The sequence below is a fragment of the Wolbachia endosymbiont (group B) of Erebia ligea genome (assembly GCF_947179575.1).
GTDB classification, from domain to species: Bacteria; Pseudomonadota; Alphaproteobacteria; order Rickettsiales; family Anaplasmataceae; genus Wolbachia; species Wolbachia pipientis_C.
Genome location: NZ_CAMXBW010000002.1, coordinates 37,916 through 55,873 on the forward strand (window position 1 = coordinate 37,916; position 17,958 = coordinate 55,873).

At 35.2% G+C, this 17,958-nt stretch carries 17 protein-coding genes and 1 pseudogene; 9 read left to right on the forward strand and 9 right to left on the reverse strand.

Annotation, left to right across the window (positions count from 1 at the left end; translation table 11 throughout):
• The first annotated feature begins 141 nt into the window (after positions 1 to 141).
• The 3 genes from OM962_RS00600 to OM962_RS00610 all read left to right on the forward strand — a co-directional run bounded on the left by OM962_RS00600 (position 142) and on the right by OM962_RS00610 (position 5,213).
• Positions 142 to 1,509, forward strand: coding sequence for a hypothetical protein (locus OM962_RS00600; RefSeq protein WP_264330475.1), 1,368 nt, complete (start codon positions 142 to 144; stop codon positions 1,507 to 1,509).
• A 9-nt stretch (positions 1,510 to 1,518) separates the two neighbouring features.
• On the forward strand, positions 1,519 to 3,744 hold the full coding sequence (locus OM962_RS00605; protein ID WP_264330476.1) for a hypothetical protein: 2,226 nt from the start codon (positions 1,519 to 1,521) through the stop codon (positions 3,742 to 3,744).
• A gap of 161 nt (positions 3,745 to 3,905) precedes the next feature.
• The gene (locus OM962_RS00610) at positions 3,906 to 5,213 is read left to right on the forward strand and encodes a hypothetical protein (RefSeq protein ID WP_264330477.1); all 1,308 of its coding nucleotides are present in this window, start codon (positions 3,906 to 3,908) and stop codon (positions 5,211 to 5,213) included.
• A gap of 487 nt (positions 5,214 to 5,700) precedes the next feature.
• Here the strand turns inward: OM962_RS00610 and OM962_RS00615 are convergent, their stop codons facing one another.
• From OM962_RS00615 to OM962_RS00635, 5 genes and pseudogenes are all read right to left on the reverse strand, one after another.
• Positions 5,701 to 7,185, reverse strand: coding sequence for a recombinase family protein (locus OM962_RS00615; protein WP_264330995.1), 1,485 nt, complete (start codon positions 7,183 to 7,185; stop codon positions 5,701 to 5,703).
• 10 nt (positions 7,186 to 7,195) lie between these two features.
• On the reverse strand, positions 7,196 to 7,618 hold the full coding sequence (locus tag OM962_RS00620; RefSeq protein WP_264330478.1) for a DUF2924 domain-containing protein: 423 nt from the start codon (positions 7,616 to 7,618) through the stop codon (positions 7,196 to 7,198).
• Positions 7,619 to 7,635: 17 nt separating this feature from the next.
• Positions 7,636 to 8,205, reverse strand: a complete 570-nt coding sequence (locus OM962_RS00625; protein ID WP_264330479.1) for an ankyrin repeat domain-containing protein — start codon at positions 8,203 to 8,205, stop codon at positions 7,636 to 7,638.
• The gene (locus OM962_RS00630) at positions 8,206 to 8,904 is read right to left on the reverse strand and encodes an ankyrin repeat domain-containing protein (RefSeq protein ID WP_264330480.1); all 699 of its coding nucleotides are present in this window, start codon (positions 8,902 to 8,904) and stop codon (positions 8,206 to 8,208) included. It lies immediately after the preceding gene.
• A 159-nt stretch (positions 8,905 to 9,063) separates the two neighbouring features.
• Positions 9,064 to 9,849: pseudogene (locus tag OM962_RS00635) on the reverse strand (phage tail protein); the annotation flags it as partial.
• Positions 9,850 to 9,899: 50 nt separating this feature from the next.
• On the opposite strand from OM962_RS00635, the gene OM962_RS00640 reads away from it, so the two are divergent.
• The 3 genes from OM962_RS00640 to OM962_RS00650 are packed head-to-tail and all read left to right on the forward strand — an operon-like array spanning position 9,900 to position 10,607.
• Positions 9,900 to 10,079 (forward strand): transposase, encoded by a 180-nt coding sequence (locus tag OM962_RS00640; RefSeq protein WP_264330453.1) that lies wholly within the window; start codon positions 9,900 to 9,902, stop codon positions 10,077 to 10,079.
• A gap of 47 nt (positions 10,080 to 10,126) precedes the next feature.
• Complete coding sequence (locus OM962_RS00645) at positions 10,127 to 10,246, forward strand: hypothetical protein (RefSeq protein WP_264330464.1); 120 nt, start codon at positions 10,127 to 10,129, stop codon at positions 10,244 to 10,246.
• 52 nt (positions 10,247 to 10,298) lie between these two features.
• Positions 10,299 to 10,607, forward strand: a complete 309-nt coding sequence (locus OM962_RS00650; RefSeq protein ID WP_264330996.1) for a transposase — start codon at positions 10,299 to 10,301, stop codon at positions 10,605 to 10,607.
• Here OM962_RS00650 and OM962_RS00655 read toward each other — a convergent pair.
• The 3 genes from OM962_RS00655 to OM962_RS00665 form a co-directional block, all read right to left on the reverse strand.
• The gene (locus OM962_RS00655; protein WP_264330447.1) at positions 10,587 to 11,819 is read right to left on the reverse strand and encodes an IS256 family transposase; all 1,233 of its coding nucleotides are present in this window, start codon (positions 11,817 to 11,819) and stop codon (positions 10,587 to 10,589) included. The two genes, OM962_RS00650 and OM962_RS00655, sit on opposite strands and share 21 nt — an antisense overlap.
• Before the next feature lie 29 nt (positions 11,820 to 11,848).
• Positions 11,849 to 13,216, reverse strand: a complete 1,368-nt coding sequence (gene tnpC, locus OM962_RS00660; RefSeq protein WP_264330997.1) for an IS66 family transposase — start codon at positions 13,214 to 13,216, stop codon at positions 11,849 to 11,851.
• A gap of 77 nt (positions 13,217 to 13,293) precedes the next feature.
• On the reverse strand, positions 13,294 to 14,295 hold the full coding sequence (locus tag OM962_RS00665) for a hypothetical protein (RefSeq protein WP_264330481.1): 1,002 nt from the start codon (positions 14,293 to 14,295) through the stop codon (positions 13,294 to 13,296).
• A 257-nt stretch (positions 14,296 to 14,552) separates the two neighbouring features.
• Between OM962_RS00665 and nuoE the strand changes: the two genes are divergently transcribed.
• The 3 genes from nuoE (at position 14,553) to OM962_RS00680 (ending at position 16,686) form a co-directional block, all read left to right on the forward strand.
• Positions 14,553 to 15,053: an NADH-quinone oxidoreductase subunit NuoE gene (nuoE, locus tag OM962_RS00670; RefSeq protein WP_264330482.1), complete on the forward strand. Its 501-nt coding sequence runs from the start codon at positions 14,553 to 14,555 to the stop codon at positions 15,051 to 15,053.
• Positions 15,054 to 16,265, forward strand: a complete 1,212-nt coding sequence (gene tgt, locus OM962_RS00675; RefSeq protein ID WP_264330483.1) for a tRNA guanosine(34) transglycosylase Tgt — start codon at positions 15,054 to 15,056, stop codon at positions 16,263 to 16,265.
• Positions 16,266 to 16,368: 103 nt separating this feature from the next.
• Entirely contained in the window at positions 16,369 to 16,686 is a 318-nt protein-coding gene (locus OM962_RS00680) for a WD_0736 family protein (RefSeq protein WP_264330484.1), read from the forward strand.
• Here the strand turns inward: OM962_RS00680 and OM962_RS00685 are convergent.
• Positions 16,683 to 17,957 carry a M16 family metallopeptidase gene (locus OM962_RS00685; RefSeq protein ID WP_264330485.1) on the reverse strand — a complete coding sequence of 425 codons (1,275 nt, stop codon included), beginning with the start codon at positions 17,955 to 17,957 and terminating at the stop codon, positions 16,683 to 16,685. The genes OM962_RS00680 and OM962_RS00685 overlap by 4 nt on opposite strands.
• Between the last annotated feature and the right edge of the window lies 1 nt (position 17,958).

Sequence of the window (17,958 nt, forward strand, 5' to 3'; positions counted from 1 at the left end):
GTCTGTAAATTCCAATAGAATTTTTGTATCCGTTCAATATAGAAAATGTTTTTCATGAAGTTTTTTTATCCCTAGTAATTTTAGGTTGCTATTTAATTCTAACTTTCACATAATGCCATAAGTATTTTTTTAGGAGATCAAATGCCAAGAAAAACAGAACGTCATGTTACAGTACTTAATAAGTTACAAAGTGTTATTGAACATACAGATTCTAAAATTGCTGCTGAAAGGCATTTAGCGATTGAAAGATGGGTGAAAACCTACATTGAACAAATAGAGTATTTAGAAGATAGTGAGTTGCAATTCTTATACAACATATTTCGCGATGAAAGTTGCTGGTCGGATACAAAATTAAATAATCACATCCTAGGACAGAAGCTAACTGAGAAAAAAATAGATGAAATAGAGAATCCATTTTGTAGGTATAACATGGCTTGTAGGTATTGTGTGGTAGATAAAATTTATCCGTTGTTTCAAGAGCAATTTGAGTCTTACAAAGGTAGAGTCTCTCCCGGTGCAGTAGACATGGATGGTAATCCTGTAGATGACAAATATATAAGAAGTAATTTGCTTGAGTCTATGGGAAGTTATGATCCTGTATTTAGCTTTTGGATTAATAGAGAATCTGGAACATTAAAGGAATATAATAACGTAGATGGCTTCCGAGAAGCTGTAGATCTTAAATGGAGCGAGGGGGTAGAATATTTCTATAACCTTTTAAGCCGGCAAGAAAGAGAGGAGGAAGCTATTAGTGCAGTTACTACCTTGTCCACTATTCAATGTAACTACAATCGTGCTACCGTTTTAGATTTTTGCCTGTATAAAATGGATGATCCAGCAAAACATGAGCTATTGCTTAAGTTGTTAGAAAAAAATCAAGGAGTATATTCACTTCTTAATGGTTTGATACGTTGGAGTTTTCTTGGTACAGTTCGAGATATGGTGAAGAGCTGGTGCTATGAAGAAGTTTCAGTACCTGCAGACAAAATACTTTCACATCATGATTATACACTCCTTCTTTCCTCACTTTCAAATGTAATGCTAGAAAGTCCTGAGTCAGGTGTTCAAGCTAGATCAATTACTATGGATATTTGGAGGTGCAATCGCTTTAATGAGAATAAAAAGGCTGCTGTTTTTTCAAATGGTAGAGTCCCTATCAAACGCATGCTTGCTGGATTAATTGTAGATTGGGAGCGCGGTTGTGCTTTAGGTGAAGGTGATACTGGAAAGAAAGACGAGCTGTTAGAGATTTTACAGTTTGCAAAAGAGTATTGTACACAGGAGGATTTTGTGAATTTTAAAAATTATTTAATTAGCAACCTAAAAATGGTTGGTAGACCTGGTATGAAGAGTGGTGTTGATTATGGCAAGCTGGCAGAGGAGTTGTTTTCTGAGCTAGATAAGTTACCTATTCCTCATAGAGGTGGCGGTGACTTTGGTGGCTCTGGTGACCCGCAGTCTATGTTAGGATCTCCTGGCGTTAGCGGTTTATCTGGTCGTAGTAAATAGAGGTGTTTTATGCATAACAATGGTGAAAATATTGGACTGATTAGAAGTTTGTTAAACGGAAATTGCCAAGAGTTTGTAGAAAGGTTTGAATCTTTCTTGGATCAGTGTCCATCTTTTTTGCACTCGGTGGGTAAGGATCGCTTTTTTCCTGCATTCTTTTTTGGTATGTTTGCTACTGCGTTTGATTCTGATGTTGCAGATAATGAAAAAATTTATTTTCGTTTTGACAACAATCCGAATGAACCTAGAAAAGGAAACTTAAAGGTTGCTGTATTAACTAATGACAGAGATAGAAGAGGCTACGGAATTGTAAGATGTTTTACTATTGCCGATAGACAAAATAGTTTTGGTTCAAGATTTAGTCAGCAAGAGAAATTGTGGATAGAGAATAATTTACAACAGCAGAATGTTGCATCACGGGCTGGGCGGTTTGCATGGGAAGAGTATAAAACATTTGCATGGGCAGAAAATCTGGGAGAAGACGAAGAAGAGGAAGCAATAAAATGTGTAAAAATTCGTGAAAGAAACGCATTTACTGGAAATTCAGCATCTCTATGTAATGGCTTTGAAGAGATCACCAGGAACTTTGGTATACAACAAGGTTTTCTGTCAGGTTTATTAGGAGACTTGGCAAGTAATAATGCAGATGATGTTGTTGATACTATTGATGATGTTTTGCAGTACATAATTAATCTCTACAATAGGTATAATCAGCAACTGAACTTCAATAGCAAGGAGTCGGACTATCATGGTTTTTTGTCAGGGTTTTTGATGAATTTTAGGTATCGTCATACAGCTGGTATTTACCTTGAGTTATTTGTGGGGGGTGGATATACAGATATTACTTTTCTTGTACGTGGTGTACAACGATTGATGGATTCTGTTCCTATTATAATTGAACTCAAGGCAGGACAAGCAAGGGATAGATATGCTGATCGAGCATTGGCGCAAGCTGAAAATTACGTTACAAGATGTCCCGTTTCTTCCATATCCATACACACCTCGTCGGAGGATGCTGTTTGTGTAGGATTAAATTTTGATTTAGATAACAATGAACGTTTACAGCTTAGTACTCAAAGCTTTTTGGAAAGAGAATCTTCTTTATTGAAAAGGCTATTTAATGGACCAATAGCCGAAATTGAAGAGAGCGTTAGAGATTATTTACTATACCCAGCGTTTGGTGTACCTGCTGTACCAGGCATTAGAAATAGGGATGGTGTTAGTGCTAGGGATAGGAGAATATTTCTCTATACAACCGGCTTTACCTTTGGGAATGCTACATTTGCAAAGAAAAGAATTATGTTAACAAGAGGAATTTGGGTAGATGTAACCAAACACTTATTCCATTATCACAATGACGATAAAATGCTAGACCTGCAAGGAGGGGTTACACAGATAAATGTTGGAAATCGTGCCTTGACCATGATTTTACATGCATTATTAGGAAGAGAGGAAAGGGTTATTATACTTAATATACGTCATGTACTAGCAACTCACCAATTTCCAGAACGAGGCCTAGATCTATCACGTTGGCCAAACGCTAGAGTGTATGAGGTAGTATGTGGATTGGACCCAACAAGAAGAGCCGAGGATGATCTTGGTTTAACTGTTGGTGTAACACCATTTGACTCACCTGCCCTCTATTTACAAAGTAAAGTAGGTGGATCTTTTCTAGGTGAATTTTCACAGATAGGTGGTGTCAGTAACGTACACAGCACTGCAGATATAATGATGAATACTGGTTGGCAAGTACAAAATCGTCATGCACAAATATTTCAAGCAATTTCTCATGTGCTATTTCCGTTAAGGTGGATAGTAAATAGGGATAACGCTAGAGAGGCTGGATTTCATTCCATACTGCATGGGTTATTTTATGCCTGTGATAATCCAGCTAGGGTAATTATTGAATTTCAACTGGGAGGAGGAGAGAGATTAGATCTGGTATTATTACGGTCTCCAGATAGTAGAGATGGTGTTCACCCGATAGGAATAGAGTTGAAGTTTGCTGGTACTGGTGAATTACAGAGTAAAAAGCGTGAAGCAAATAACCAACTAGATGATTATATGCATTGTAGAGGTTATAAGCGTATTACCGATGGAGACACAGTAGTTTTATCGTACGCTATATGGAATGATCGTGCGCAGAGGCCAGATACTCTTATATCAGTTAAGGATGTTCTTCGTATAAAGGACAACCTAGGACACAGTTCTGCAGATGATCTTCCTGGCAGATGAGGGTTATTGAGAATTTACATATCAAATTAGGTGTACAATAGATTATACTGGCCAAATTTATATGGCAGTTTGCAATATGAAAATTAGAAAAATTATACTTGCATTGGCTTTTATTCATGCTAATTATTGTACATAATGTATTTATAGATTAAGGAGGGAGTATGGTGTTAGAATATATTTTAAGGAATGAGCAGGTTTGTGCAAATGGTAGGTTAGCTACTGAAGAACAGCATACGGAGCGTTTTGGTCAGCACACTCTTGAAGAAAGCACATCATCGTTAAGCCAAGAACAAAATGATGACTGGAATGAGTCCGTTGTTGAAGACAACAATACTGTTGTTGAAAGTTCTTTTATTCCAGAGAACTCAATTTTAATGAATTTAGCAAATCTGTTAACTGAGAGCGAAAAAGCTTCGATTGATGAATTTCATGACAAGATGGAAAGTATAATGAAAGAGTTTCATGAAAATAGATATGAAAATTCTGCAAAGGTCACTCTAGAAAAGATGGAACGTTTAATAGATGAATATTTGAAAAGAAAAATAAAGCTAAATTTACGCTGTGATCAATATGAATGCACTGTGTCAAATTTTGTATTCAAAAAAATAATTGATATTGCTAATGCTAGCAGTGTTATGCGTATAACGCCTACTACTAGATCACGGTATAAAGATGATGGAGAAGAGGCAATAGATGAATGGGAAGAGGCTTTAGAACCTTTATTCAATATTGTCAATAAGCTATTATCAGCAGGTGCAAAAATAGAGTCTGATTTTTACAATGATAGGATGATAGGTGAAGTTATGTGGGGAAGTGATGAGCCTATTTTTACAGAGTGTAAAAAAATTAAGGACAAACTAAAAAGTATCGCATATAAGGGTTTAGTAAACAAGAATGAACAGATTCAAGATGATGATCTGAAAGTAGAAGTAGATAACAATCTTGCTCTTTTCAGGTGGCCACAAAACAGTATCGTTGAAGTTGCAAAGGTTATGAATAGTAAGGTGAATGAAAATTTCAGTATAGAAAGTAGCATCTTACAGATCGGAGAAAGTATAATAAGAGTTGAAAGCATAGGAAGAAAAAGAAATTATACAGATGTCTTAGGGGGTGGCATTGAAATGTCCTTTATCACTGAAGTAGGAGAGATTAGTATTCATCTGTGTCCTGGTGATAGTAATATAATAAAAGTAAAGCTTGATGGAGAGAACCAGGAGAAGTTTGACAAATTAAAAGATCAATCAAGTTTAGGGGAAAGCTGCTTTTTAGGAGGAAAAAGTGTTCTACAAGCTGTTAACGATAAAGGTTTTGAAAGAAACGGTAGAATACTTATAGAGTCAGCTGAAACTATTAAACAATCAAATTTTGTAGTGAAAGAATCAGGTGTTCCATCTACTCTTATGAAGCCAATCGATAGTTTAGACCAGCTGCAAAAGATGGGAGCTTCGAAAGAAATAGTAGTGTGTTAATGAAGTCAACTAAAATTAGTAAACAAAAGAAAGGTCTTGGAGGGGTAAAAAAATTGATGTATCTTCAAAGTAAGATTTTTTGAAGTATAAGCCATACTCTCAAGGTGAGAAGAAATAGTAGGGAGATAAGTGTTGACTTAATAATTTAGAGATTCTTCTAAAGAAATTATTTTTCTTTCTTGATCCTTATTCTTTTATAGGTATAGCCTTTTGTGTTTGATTGAATTGACTTTTTTGATACCTACAGAATTTCCTTTATCAGACCCAACACATGATTCAGCGGGAGAAGAGCGGTCAGGGACATTTAGCTCTTACGCAATAACTTTGGGAGTTCTGGAATCGTTTCATACATATGTTTAAGATTATCACTATTTTTATTACATAATTAAGTGTCAGTTCCTGTAACATTAGTTTACCTCCTATTCTTTGTTTTAAAGTATTGGTTTTCTGGCACATAGTCTTTTCCATTGCCTATTGCTTTTGTAAATTAAGATTCTAAGCCGTAAAACTTCTCTAATTGCTCACTCCACAGCATCGGTATTTCCCTCAAGTCAGCTAACTTCAAACCCCTTGTCTGCCTCCCATTTACTATGTCTTCCTTTATTTTTGGAGCTAAATAATTCAACCTCAAAATTTGTTGTATTCGTCTTGTACCTATATTAATTTTGGCACTCAGTTCCTTCATACTTCCATATTTACCCTCTTCTAGTTGCCGTTTCCATAGGTGAGCTCTTACCACTGCTCTGAGTAGCGCATTGTTTGTTTTACCTTCTGGTTCTACTACTGTGCATTTGTTTCCTTTCTTCTTTATTGGAATCAATTTTTCCTCTGACTCAAAATGCACCTCTATTCCATCCCCTTTTACCATTACTTTCTTTATTAACTTTTTCACTACTTCTTTTTGCTTTCCAAAACTTAACTTTTTCCATTCTTCCGCTTTTTCTCCCCAATTTTCATATAAATCTCCTGCTTTATTCATTGCTTCTTTTTCTATTTCTCCTGCTACTATTGTTCGATTCACTGATTCACAATTCTTTCCCCTTAAGTGGTTATTACATACGTAGTATCGATATCTCTTATTCTCTTTTTTTGCATATGTCAGTGTCATATTTACACCGCAGCTCTTGCACCTAATTATTCCCTTTAGCAGTGCTTCCTCATATTTTGCTTTTCTATATGGCTGATTCTTTATTAATTCTTGTGCTTTTTGCCATTTTTCTTCTTCTATTATTGCATCGTGCTTTCCTTCATACTCTTTTTCATAATGTTTGATTTTTCCCATATATATTGGATTTGTTATTATTCTCCTTACCGTTGCTTTTTTAAAGATATCTGATTTTGTCCGGTATCCTTGACTATTTAACTCCCTTGCCAACTCTGCCATTGATTTCAGTTCCAAATATCTTTCAAATATATGCCTTACTATTTTTGCTTCTTTTTCATTTATTATTAATTCCTTATCTTTTACATCATACCCAAATGGCAAAGTTCCACCCATCCATAAACCTTGCTCTTTTGATGTTGCTATTTTATTTTTTACTCTCTCTACAATCATCTCTCTTTCTAGTTGTGCTGCTCCTGATAACACTGTTTGTACAAACTTTCCCATTGGCGTATTATTGTCAAATATTTGCGTTACTGCTACAAAATTTACTCGGTGCCTTCTAAAAAATGACGTTACTTCGATGCTGTCTTTTGTTTCTCTTGAGAGCCTATCGAGCGTATATACTACTACACAGTCTATCTCTCCTCCTTTAACATCTTCAAATAATTCCTTTATCGCTGGTCTTTCTAAATTCTTTCCTGAGAAACCTCCATCGTCGTACCTTTTGGCCAATGCTACCCAGCCTTCTCTGCTCTTTATGTATTTTTCACATGCTACTCGCTGAGCATCAAGACTGTTAAACTTTTGTTCTAGTCCATCCTCATTTGATTTTCTCGTATATATCGCACACCTTACTTCTTTTAGCATTTTATTCTCTTCAATTTTCATTTTTATCACGCATCCCGAATAATAAAGGTCCATTATAGCTCATTCCCATTATTTTTCCGGCTACTGCTGACAATGACGTATAAAATTCTTCTCTGTAGATTAAACCCTTATCTGTTACTATTACCGCATGCGTCTCTTCCCCTCTCTCTAATATTAGCTCTGTTCCTGCTACTGGAAGTTTGTCACTACTTATTCTTTTTCCCTTCTCTAGTCGATCTGCCAGATACTCTAGTCTTTTTCTCCCCTTTCTTGACATTTCTCCATACGCTTCCTCCTGCATTCTATAAGCTAATCTTGGTATCAGATATTTCTTTGAGTATCTAGGTGCTTCCTCTCCATGTACCTTCTTCCATATTTTTCTCAGTTCTGCCAACGATTTTCTCTCTAATGACAACACTTCCTTTTCTACCATTTTCTTCCTTTTCTCAATCAACTTCCATAACCTTCTACTAATTCTATCATGATCTCTTCGCTATTTCCCATATATGCCAAATCTATCGGTGTATATCCTTTATCATCTTTCTCATTTACATCTCCCCTGGCTTCTAATATTGCTCTTACGTTCTTTATCTCCCTCATAAATACTGCTCCGTGTAGTGGCGTCCTTCCTATATAATTTCTAGTACTTACATCTGATCCTGCTTTTATTAGCTCCCTTACCGTTTTTTCACAGCTCATCATGCTTGCACAATGTAATGCCGTATATCCTCCATCATTTTTAGCATTTACTTCTCCTCCTCCTTTTATCAGTGCCTTAATATTTTCTACCTTTCCCAGAAATGCTGCTAGCTGTAACGGTGTATCTCCGCTATTATTTTCTATATTTATTTCTGCTCCCCTTTCTATCAGTAACTTGACTACTTTTTCATCAGAGAATTGTGCTGCTAGATGCAATACTGTATCACCACCTTCGTCTTTTTCATTTATTCCATAAAATGAATTCTTCTTTAATTTTTCCAATCTCTTATTTAAATTGAACATCTTAGTTACCCCACCCATTTACCACCTTAAGTCTGTCTCATTAATCATTTCGTTCACTTTGCTGATTATCTTGCTTGCTAAATTTTGACATTCTTCCTTTATTAGTGATTTGTCTCTCTTCCTTATTTCTCCTATCTCTATTATTTTTAGCTCCGGCATGTAGCTTCCATTCAACATGTCTGCTATTTCTCCCACTAGCCCCTCTATTCCATAGCACGTCAGTTCTCTACTTTTTGTTATTCCACCTTTTTCTCTTAAAAATTTACTTGTCTTTTCACTCTCTTTGCTATCACATAGACAATACTTTTCACTTTCCCAGATGTAATACATTGGCGTTGCACCATATTTATTCAGTTGATTAACCTCAGCTCCTGCTTTTACTAGCTCTTTTATTATTTCAACTCCTGCTCCTCCTATTTTGCACGCAGAGTGCAGTGGCGTACATCCAGTGACATATTGAGTGGCATTTACTTCTGCTCCCGACCTTAGCAGCACTTTTACATTTTCTAAGCTTTTCGCAAATACTGCACAGTGTAGTGGTGTATAACCATTTTTATCTCTTGCATTAACCTCTGCCCCTTTTTTTATTAACAACCTCACTGTTGTGTAATCGGAGATTTCTACTGCTTGGTGCAATATCGTCTCTCCTTCTTCATTTCTTTTATTAATATCTTTACTTGATACTTCTTTAAAAAACTTACTCTTGCTAAAACTCATTTCATACCTCACAAACCTAGCGTCAGACAAATTTCTTATATTTACCTGCCGCTATTCAAGTCATGTCCGTTTTAGCATAAGAAAGCAAGTCTTTTTCTTTTTATTTCATACACTTTTACCTATTATTAATATAATATATGAGTATCTAAATATAAGTACTTAACTTATTAGAGATATTATTCGACTATCTTTCCAACTTCTGTGCAAATGTCGATGTTCGTACCACGTTAGTACTCCCGGGTAAAATACTAAAATGTGCTTTTCTAATTCGTGTATTGAGTCTTTTTGCTCTGAATCCAAATCATTTTTATAGTAAACGTTGTGTTCTGCTAAAACATATTTTCTGACCTTCTGATCTGTATAATTTTCTACTTTATAGTTGTGAGTAACGCTAAATCTTTCTAAAATTGGCTTGTGTTTTAAATTCCAATATTGCCCTGAAAGTTTATCGTTTCCCAATACAAATTTATTCCCTCTTTCCTCTACACTATTAACTGGAAAACATGCGTTTATTTCTCCTAACCTCCAACTGTCTGATAATACTATCTGTGCTTTTGTAAACTTTATTTCTGGCAATAAGCTCTGTGGTAGTGGATGTAGTGCTTTTAAGTTATACCACTGATGATTTCTTTCATAGATGCCTTTATAATCCCTTGTGTGAGGCTCGGTTTCTCCAAGGATTGCTACATCTAGGCGATATATATCATTGCTTAAAGCTCGTTCATAATGATCGCGTAGATAGTTTTCTATAATCCTAATAACTGGACCACTAGACCTGAAAAAATTTACTCTTCCAAATGATAACACTAGTCCATCTTTTTCTATTTTTACCCCTGAATAATCAGAAAGAAGATCTCCAAATAAACTCTCATCCAATATAAATCTCTGCACATTATAATAATCGTTAAAAATCCTCATCAATCTGGATCTTACAGGCAGTGATATAGTATTTCCTAAAGTAAATGATAAAGGTATAATAAAGTATTTGAGTTATAATGGCATATAGTGTGGATTTAAGGGAAAAGGCAGTATTGATGATAGAAAAAGGTAAGACAAAGGTTGAGGTAGCAGAGCTTATGGAGATAGGAATAGCAACTCTGTACCGTTGGTTAAAAAAGAAAGCTGCTGGTGAAAGCCTCAAGCCATCTAAAACGGTAGCTTTATTCGAAAAATAGACCCCAAAATACTCGAAGAATATGTTACAAAGAATCCAGATCATACTCTGGCAGAGATGAAACAAAATCTTGGATTTGGAATAAACTCAATTTGGTATAGACTAAAACAGCTAAAAATTACTTTAAAAAAAAGTCACACTATATCAAGAGCGCAATCAAGAAGATAGGGAGCAATTTATTGATAAAATCTCAAAAATAGACCATTCCAGCATCTTATATATAGATGAAGCAGGAGTTGATAATAAGTTATACCGAGAATATGGACGCGCTCCAAGAGGAAAGAAAATTTATGCAGATATTCCAGGGAGAACTCGAGAGAGAATCAGTATAGTAGCCGGGTGGATTGGAAAGAGATTTATTGCACCAATGACTTTCAAAGGTGGGTGTGACAAAGAGGTATTCAATACATGGTTGGAGAAGATGTTATTACCTAAATTGCCACTTGGCACAACTATAGTTATGGATAATGCTACGGGAACGTTCAAAAAAGTGTGTCAAACCGTATTTTTAATTCAACTCAATTTTTAATCTATCAGGAAAAAAGATATCAAGTTGAGATATAGTTAAAGCCCAATTAGGTAAAGCCATAGCCCATTTTTGCTCTACTTTTTTTATAGCACAATATACCTGTTTATACAAGGCATTTGTATTAGTAAATGAGCCTTTGGTTTTAGTAAATTTTCTAATCTGTCTGTGCAGTCCCTCAATAGGATTAGTGGTATAAATTAGCCTCCTAACAGGACCTGAATACTTAAAATAACTGGACAAATTTTCCCAATTATTCTGCCAAGATTTTATGACTAATGGATACTTTTCGCCCCATTTTTCCTCCAGTTCAAGCAAATAATTTTCGGCAATTTCTTTACTTGAAGCACGATATATTTTTTTCAAATCATTCATGAAAACTTTTACATCTTTGCTAGATACATATTTCAGTGAATTCCTTATCTGATGCACTATACATAGTTGTACTTCTGCTTTAGGAAATATACTATTTATAGCTGTAGAAAAGCTTTTTAGCCCATCAATGCAGGCAATTAGAATATCTTCTACTCCTCTTTCTTTGAGGTCATTTAGCACTCCCAACCAGAAATTAGCTCCCTCACTTTCAGCCAAATAAAAACCTAATACTTCTTTTCTGCCATTTTGATCTATGCCTAATATGTTATACATACACTTGCTTACACAATGTCCATCCTCCTTAACCTTAAAAAACATGCCATCCATGAACACTATTGGATATACTGATTGCAGTGGACGGCTGCGCCATTCATTGATTATTGGTAGCAGTTTATCAGTAATACTGGATATCTCTGCTGCTGATATTTTGTGGTCATATATTTCCTCAACGTGTGAAGCTATGTCTCTGTATCCCATGCCACTGGCGTATGTACTTAATACCTTTGCTTCAAGTTCTGGATGTAGGCTTGTTTGCCTTTTTCTAACTATTTGTGGTTCAAAACTTCCCTCCCTATCTCTTGGTGTTAGCAGCTCAAATGAGCCTCCACTCGTGCGTAAAGTTTTTGCGTTTCTCCCATTTCTTCGGTTATTTTCTTCACTTTTAGCTGACATGTGGTTTTCTATTTCACCTTCCAGACTTGCCTCTAGCAACCTTTTTATAAACGGTGTTAATGCTCCATCTTTTCCTGTCAATGGTTTTCCTTCTCGTATAGATGACAGGATATTTGTTTCTAATTCTTTATAATCTACCAACCCATTAGTTCTATTTGCTTGACTCATATCAAACCTCCATTTTTTATATCAATTTATTACTTTACTTCTCGGTTTGACACACTTTTTTGAACGTTCCCAAAAGGGTTTAATTCCTTTTGTTTCCAAGTCAGATACAACGAAATTATCCGCTCAAGAAATCTATTCCCTCGCTCTGACTGTGCAAAATATGAATTCTTACGATAGACAACATAATGCCGTATCTGTCGCTCAACATGGTTATTCGTTAATGGAATATTCTCTGGGTCATCCAAAAATGTCCACATCATTGACTCGGATTTTATAATACCCTTTACCGTTCGTGAAGCTCCTTTTGCTTCAAGTATATAAGATATTTTTATCATGCAGTACTGTATGTATCTTCGTAATTCTTTAGCTTGCTTAGTGAACTTTGAAATACTAATTTCATTTTCTGACAAAGCGTTTTTTAATACAAACAATCCATTAGCTGCGTCTTTTAAACAATGGCCAAGTCTCATTACTTCACTATTCCAACTATGAGATAACCTCTCGAAATTTCTCAATAAGTGAGCCCAACAAATTTGTCGTTTTTCATCACTGAAGTGGTTGTAAACTGCATATCTGTCAGTAATTACCAGGTTTTTGTAATCACAAAATGCACTATTCTTTAAAAATTTCATTCCTCTTGTATCTGCTAACTTCATAAGACTTGCTTTATTGTTGGCAAACATCCAGCACCATCCCAATTTGCCTTTGTTGTAGTGACTGGTTTCATCAATATGCAAAATTTCGCTTGCTTTTATTTCTTCCTCTATTTGTTCATAGGCTTCTTTACATTTTGACGAAACCCTTGCTTCACTATTGGACACACTACCAACACTTATACTCATGTTAAAGATGTCTTTCATAATATTCGCTATTTCTCGCTTTGAATTCTTATAAAACCCACTTAGTGATGCAACTACTGACTTAACTCTAGGACCAAAGGTATCCGGTGTAACTCCTTCTGGTAATTTGCTACTCCTTCTTTTTCCGCATTTACGACAGCGACCATGTTCTAATTGATACTCAACTACGTAAGGCTTAATTTCTGGTAAATCAACTTTTTGATAGACATATGGTTTTTCCGATATTGCGATTTCTTCACCACACTCGCATCTATTTGGTAACTCTACCTTCACCACCTCATCTGCTTCCATTTTAGCTCGGCAATTCCCCTTATGTCCAACTTGACCACCTATCTTCCTGCCGCCCTCTGACTTATCTTCTGGTGTGTCTTTTTTTATTTTGTACAGCTCTTTTGAACTTGGTAAAGATGAATTCCTTGAGTTTAAGCCGAGTCTCTCTCTTAGTTCAGCATTCTCTATTTCTAAGATTTTATTTTTTTCTTCAAGCTTTGCTACTTTCTGCTCTAAGTTTTTACATAACTCTACAATACTGATCAACAATTGAAGCATCTAGCCTTACTTTACTATCAACATTTTGTGTTATTACTACTTTAATATATTATGTCAATTGTTTTTTATCCTTGCCACACCTCTGAACGGATACAATTTGATTTTGGTCCTTTCTTAGCAAGGCTTACTAAATGCAATTCTTGCGTATTAGAAGATTGTTTTTTTGCAAGAAAAGCAACCTGATCATCGCCTTCAATTTGTTTCACATACTGTAAAAAGCTTATTTCATATTCTCTGGAAAGAGATAGTGCTTTATTATCTATCTGACATCTCTTACTAAGCAAACATTCATCTTTCTTTCCACTTTTTAGATCCTCAACCACTTTGGCCATATCGAACTTAAAAATATTTGTTCTTACCTCTTGATTTTCAATACTATTTTTTCCCACTTGCGAATAAAGCATCGTATTTTCATCTAGTACTAATTGCCCTGGATTATTAAACTTGAATAATTTTCTTTCTATGATGCCGTTTGCTCCAGATAAAGCTTTAAATTTTCCATTCGTGTCTGATTGTAAATACCAAGAAACTAAAGCTTGATCCTTTAAATTATGAGCAACTACAACAACATTACCATTACCAACTTTCACTGCTTTTGGTTGAAAGTAGCTATTGCCTTTATTTGCATCATTATGGTTATTAATGTTTTTTTGTAATTTTACTTTTCCTGAATGCTCAACTAAGGGAGCATTCGTTGAATGCTTGATTTCGTAAGTGTTGAATGTTAAGCCTTTGATGCACTTTCTTTCTTTGTTAGTTTCTTCTGTAGGAAAGATAACTCCAACTTTATCTACTTCAGCTGAATTTTCTATTAGTGCGGGAGATAATTGGCCCTTAAATTCATTTGCTACGTTGACACCTGTATCACACTCGTATGTTTTTGATTGATATAGTAGGCTAATAAGTAACTTTACTCTACTGCTTCCATTACCGTTATCTTGATAGCTGAGTCCATAAGTAACTCCATTTCCTTCAATCAACCCTACGTTTTTTGGATTAAAACCTATCGCTTCTTTAACTTTCAGTATAGTTGTATTAACTCCAAATAATCTACTTAATATAGACATAATTATATTTAAAATTTTAATAAAACGCTATTATGATTATTTCTGCGTGTTAATGTCAATGAAAATTTTAACTAAAATTAATAAATTAATACCTTTATAATCTGCAAAGCGAGATATGGAAAATGAGTAGCAGTAAAGAATTCACAAATTGAGTGCACCCACTCTACAGATATAATATTGTAGAGCTCAAAAAACCAACAATTGCAATTGTTAACTCTTCAAGTATAATTTGTTGAGATTTACACGAACCTTATTAGATGAAAGAGAAAGAAGAGCAGTTTAGTTTTACATCAGACAACCTCAGAAAAGCAAAAAAGTCTATAGAGATGTATCCTAAAGGTAGAGAAGGTAGTGCCGTCATGCCTTTACTATACCTGGTTCAAGAACAATGCGGATGGGTTCCTGAATCTGCCATGCGCTGCGTTGCTGACATGCTTCATATTCCACATATTCGCGTGTATGAAGTGGCAAATTTTTATACCATGTATAATTTAAAGCCAGTGGGTAAATATTTGATACAAATTTGTAGGACAACTCCTTGCTGGTTATGCAATAGCGAGGAAGTTTTAAGTACCTTTAAAAAGAAGCTTGGAATCAATATCGGTGAAACCACTAAAGATAATCTATTTACTTTAAAGGAAGTTGAATGTCTTGGTGCATGCGTTAATGCCCCTGTGGTGCAGATCAATAATGACTTTTATGAAAATCTCACTCCTGAAAAAGTGGAAAATATCATAGCAGAGCTTTCAAGCAAATAGATGGAAAAGTTTTCGTTTAGGATAACCAAGCAATCAGGTTCTGCAAGAGTTGGCATAATTAAAACTCCAAATGGAAACATAGAAACGCCAGCATTTATATTTTGTGCAACCAAAGCTGCCATTAAAGCTGCAGATATCGAAAGAATCAGAGAAGCAGGTACTCAGATAATACTTTCTAACACTTATCACCTAATGCTTCAACCTGGAGAGGATACTGTGGCAAAACTTGGTGGCTTGCACAAGATGATGGGATGGAATGGACCAATGCTAACTGATTCTGGTGGATACCAGATATTTAGTTTAGGACACGGATCAGTTTCAGAAGAAATAAAGGGAATAAGACAGAAACAAAAAACTCTGATCAAAATTAATGAAGATGGGGCAATTTTTCGTTCTTACATAAATGGTAAAATTTATTGCTTAACTCCTGAAAAATCTATACAAATTCAACAAAAATTAGGCGCAGATTTAATCCTAGTTTTGGATGAATGCACTCCATTTCACGTCAGCAAGGAGTACACAAGGAAATCGATGCTCATGAGCCATAGATGGGCTGAACGTTCTTTAAATGAGTTTGAAAAAAATAATGATGGCAAACAGGCGCTGTATGGAATTAGCCAAGGTGGAGTGTATCAAGATTTACGTAGAGAAAGTTGTAATTTTATCAACAATTTGCCATTTTTTGGTCAAGCAATAGGTGGATCGCTTGGTCAGAGTAAAGAGCAGATGTATGATGTAGTTTCCTTTACTATGGAACATTTAAAAAAAGATAGGCCTACTCATTTGCTTGGTATTGGTGGAATTGTAGACATTTTTCGTGGAGTAGAGCTTGGAGTTGATACATTTGATTGCGTGCATCCAACTCGCCTCGCAAGACATGGTGGTGCACTTGTTAAAGTAAAAAACAGAGATTCTATTTCTTCAAAGTGTAAAGAGCATATTAATTTGCAAAATCAACGATTCGAACTAGATGATAACCCAATTGAAAATGACTGTTTGTGCTTTACTTGCAGAAAACATTCAAGAGCCTATATACACCATTTACTAAAAGCGAAGGAATTGCTGGCTTACACACTCGTTACCATTCACAATGTTTTCTTCATGAATAAGTTGATGGAATCAATAAGACAAGCAATATTGAATGATAGGCTAGATCAGGAAAAAAATAATTGGATTAGTGAAATACCGCTGCATTGTGAATTATATACCTAGTTCATATTTTGCACATGTGCGTTGCATTTTTTAATCTTCTTTAAAAACTTGACAGTACCGTATATATACGGGCATACTAGAAATGCAATTTTGTGAGGCATTTATGGTTAAAAATAAAGAAAAACATCAAATAGCGTTTTGCGTTTCAGCCTTTACACTCTTAGCTGGTTTATCATTGATCGCAACTGGAATTGCAGTGGGTACTGTACCTGCTATAGCTTCTTGTTTAGTGAAAGGAGGAATTCTAACTGCCTTGTCTATTGTGCAATCAGTAGAAAGCTATTTATTTTTACAAAACAGCGAAAAAGCTTTCAATAAAATGATTAGTGGTATATGCGATGAACCAGAAAGCAAACTTTTTATAGAAAGGATTTTGCAACCATTCATTGAACTTTTTAGTGAGCATAAGCAACATAACTAAAGTACACTAAGCATAGAAACAACTTTATCGTAACTTGGCAGTGACTTAATTTCTCCAATCGCAGCTAAAGTAATTTTTTCATGCTGAGATAGCAATTCTTCTGCTGCTTTTTTTATATCGTAAATAGTAACAGCACTAATTTTTTCTATTAATTCGTTTTTACTGATGTATTTATTATAGTTGCCGTAGTAGTGTCCTAACGTTTCAGCACGCGAGCTAACACTTTCGCGTGACATTAAAATTTGGGATTTTACTCGCTCTTTTATTCTATTTACTTCTTCTTCCTTTAAATCATCTGTAGACAATTTCTTCAACTCTGTCGTTATAGCTTTCAAAAGCTTATCTAGATTACTGCTATCTGTACCAGCAAAAATCGAAAGCATTCCTGTATCAGCATAGCTAGAGTTGAATGAGTAAATGGAGTAAGCAAGCCCCTGCTTTTCTCTTACTTCCTGAAACAGGCGTGATGACATTCCACTTCCCAGTATAGAATCAAGCACCTTGAATGTGTGATATCTATTATCATCACGAGAAACACTAGGTAGACCAATTAATAAATGTACTTGATCTAATTTACGATGTTCTAAATACTCACCACTGGTATAACTTGCATTCTCGCTTTTTTTCAGCTCTTTTGAATGAATCTTTGAGAGAAAGTCTTTGATTAATTGAACAACTTCCTCATGTTCAACATTTCCTGCAACAGCAAATATAATGTTCTCGCCAAAGTAATGCTCATTTATGTAGTTATCTAGATTAGCTCGAGTAAAAGATTTGACAGTATCTTGCGTGCCCAGGATTGATCTACCAAATGGTTGATCTTTATAAGCTGCTTCAAAATACTTATCAAAAATGATATCGCTCGGTGAATCATTAGTTTGAAAAATCTCTTGTATTACAACACCCTTTTCGCGTTCCAATTCATCCTCTGGAAATATAGAATTCATTAATATATCTATTAATATATCAATGCCGGTCTTTATATCTTTTTTAAGAACCTTTGCGTAATAACTGGTGCTTTCTCTACCGGTGCAGGCATTGAAGGCTCCACCTATATCATCAAAAGCTTTTGCAATTTCAAATGCAGTCCTCGTTTTCGTTCCTTTGAAAGCCATGTGCTCTAGGAAATGAGATATTCCATTTTGACTTGCACTTTCAGCTCTACTGCCAACACCAACTCGTATATTTAAAGCTACGGAATCAACTTCATGCACTCGCTCAGTTATTATGCGCAGACCATTATCTAGTTTTGTTACTTGTGGTATATTCATC

What these genes read in the sequence shown, in the direction of transcription:
- OM962_RS00600 (WP_264330475.1), top strand. Translation starts at nt 142, where the DNA reads ATGCCAAGAAAAACAGAACGTCATGTTACAGTACTTAATAAGTTACAA.
- OM962_RS00605 (WP_264330476.1), top strand. Translation starts at nt 1,519, where the DNA reads ATGCATAACAATGGTGAAAATATTGGACTGATTAGAAGTTTGTTAAAC.
- OM962_RS00610 (WP_264330477.1), top strand. Translation starts at nt 3,906, where the DNA reads ATGGTGTTAGAATATATTTTAAGGAATGAGCAGGTTTGTGCAAATGGT.
- OM962_RS00615 (WP_264330995.1), bottom strand. Translation starts at nt 7,185, where the DNA reads ATGCTAAAAGAAGTAAGGTGTGCGATATATACGAGAAAATCAAATGAG.
- OM962_RS00620 (WP_264330478.1), bottom strand. Translation starts at nt 7,618, where the DNA reads ATGGTAGAAAAGGAAGTGTTGTCATTAGAGAGAAAATCGTTGGCAGAA.
- OM962_RS00625 (WP_264330479.1), bottom strand. Translation starts at nt 8,205, where the DNA reads ATGGGTGGGGTAACTAAGATGTTCAATTTAAATAAGAGATTGGAAAAA.
- OM962_RS00630 (WP_264330480.1), bottom strand. Translation starts at nt 8,904, where the DNA reads ATGAGTTTTAGCAAGAGTAAGTTTTTTAAAGAAGTATCAAGTAAAGAT.
- OM962_RS00640 (WP_264330453.1), top strand. Translation starts at nt 9,900, where the DNA reads ATGGCATATAGTGTGGATTTAAGGGAAAAGGCAGTATTGATGATAGAA.
- OM962_RS00655 (WP_264330447.1), bottom strand. Translation starts at nt 11,819, where the DNA reads ATGAGTCAAGCAAATAGAACTAATGGGTTGGTAGATTATAAAGAATTA.
- OM962_RS00665 (WP_264330481.1), bottom strand. Translation starts at nt 14,295, where the DNA reads ATGTCTATATTAAGTAGATTATTTGGAGTTAATACAACTATACTGAAA.
- nuoE (WP_264330482.1), top strand. Translation starts at nt 14,553, where the DNA reads ATGAAAGAGAAAGAAGAGCAGTTTAGTTTTACATCAGACAACCTCAGA.
- tgt (WP_264330483.1), top strand. Translation starts at nt 15,054, where the DNA reads ATGGAAAAGTTTTCGTTTAGGATAACCAAGCAATCAGGTTCTGCAAGA.
- OM962_RS00680 (WP_264330484.1), top strand. Translation starts at nt 16,369, where the DNA reads ATGGTTAAAAATAAAGAAAAACATCAAATAGCGTTTTGCGTTTCAGCC.
- OM962_RS00685 (WP_264330485.1), bottom strand. Translation starts at nt 17,957, where the DNA reads ATGAATATACCACAAGTAACAAAACTAGATAATGGTCTGCGCATAATA.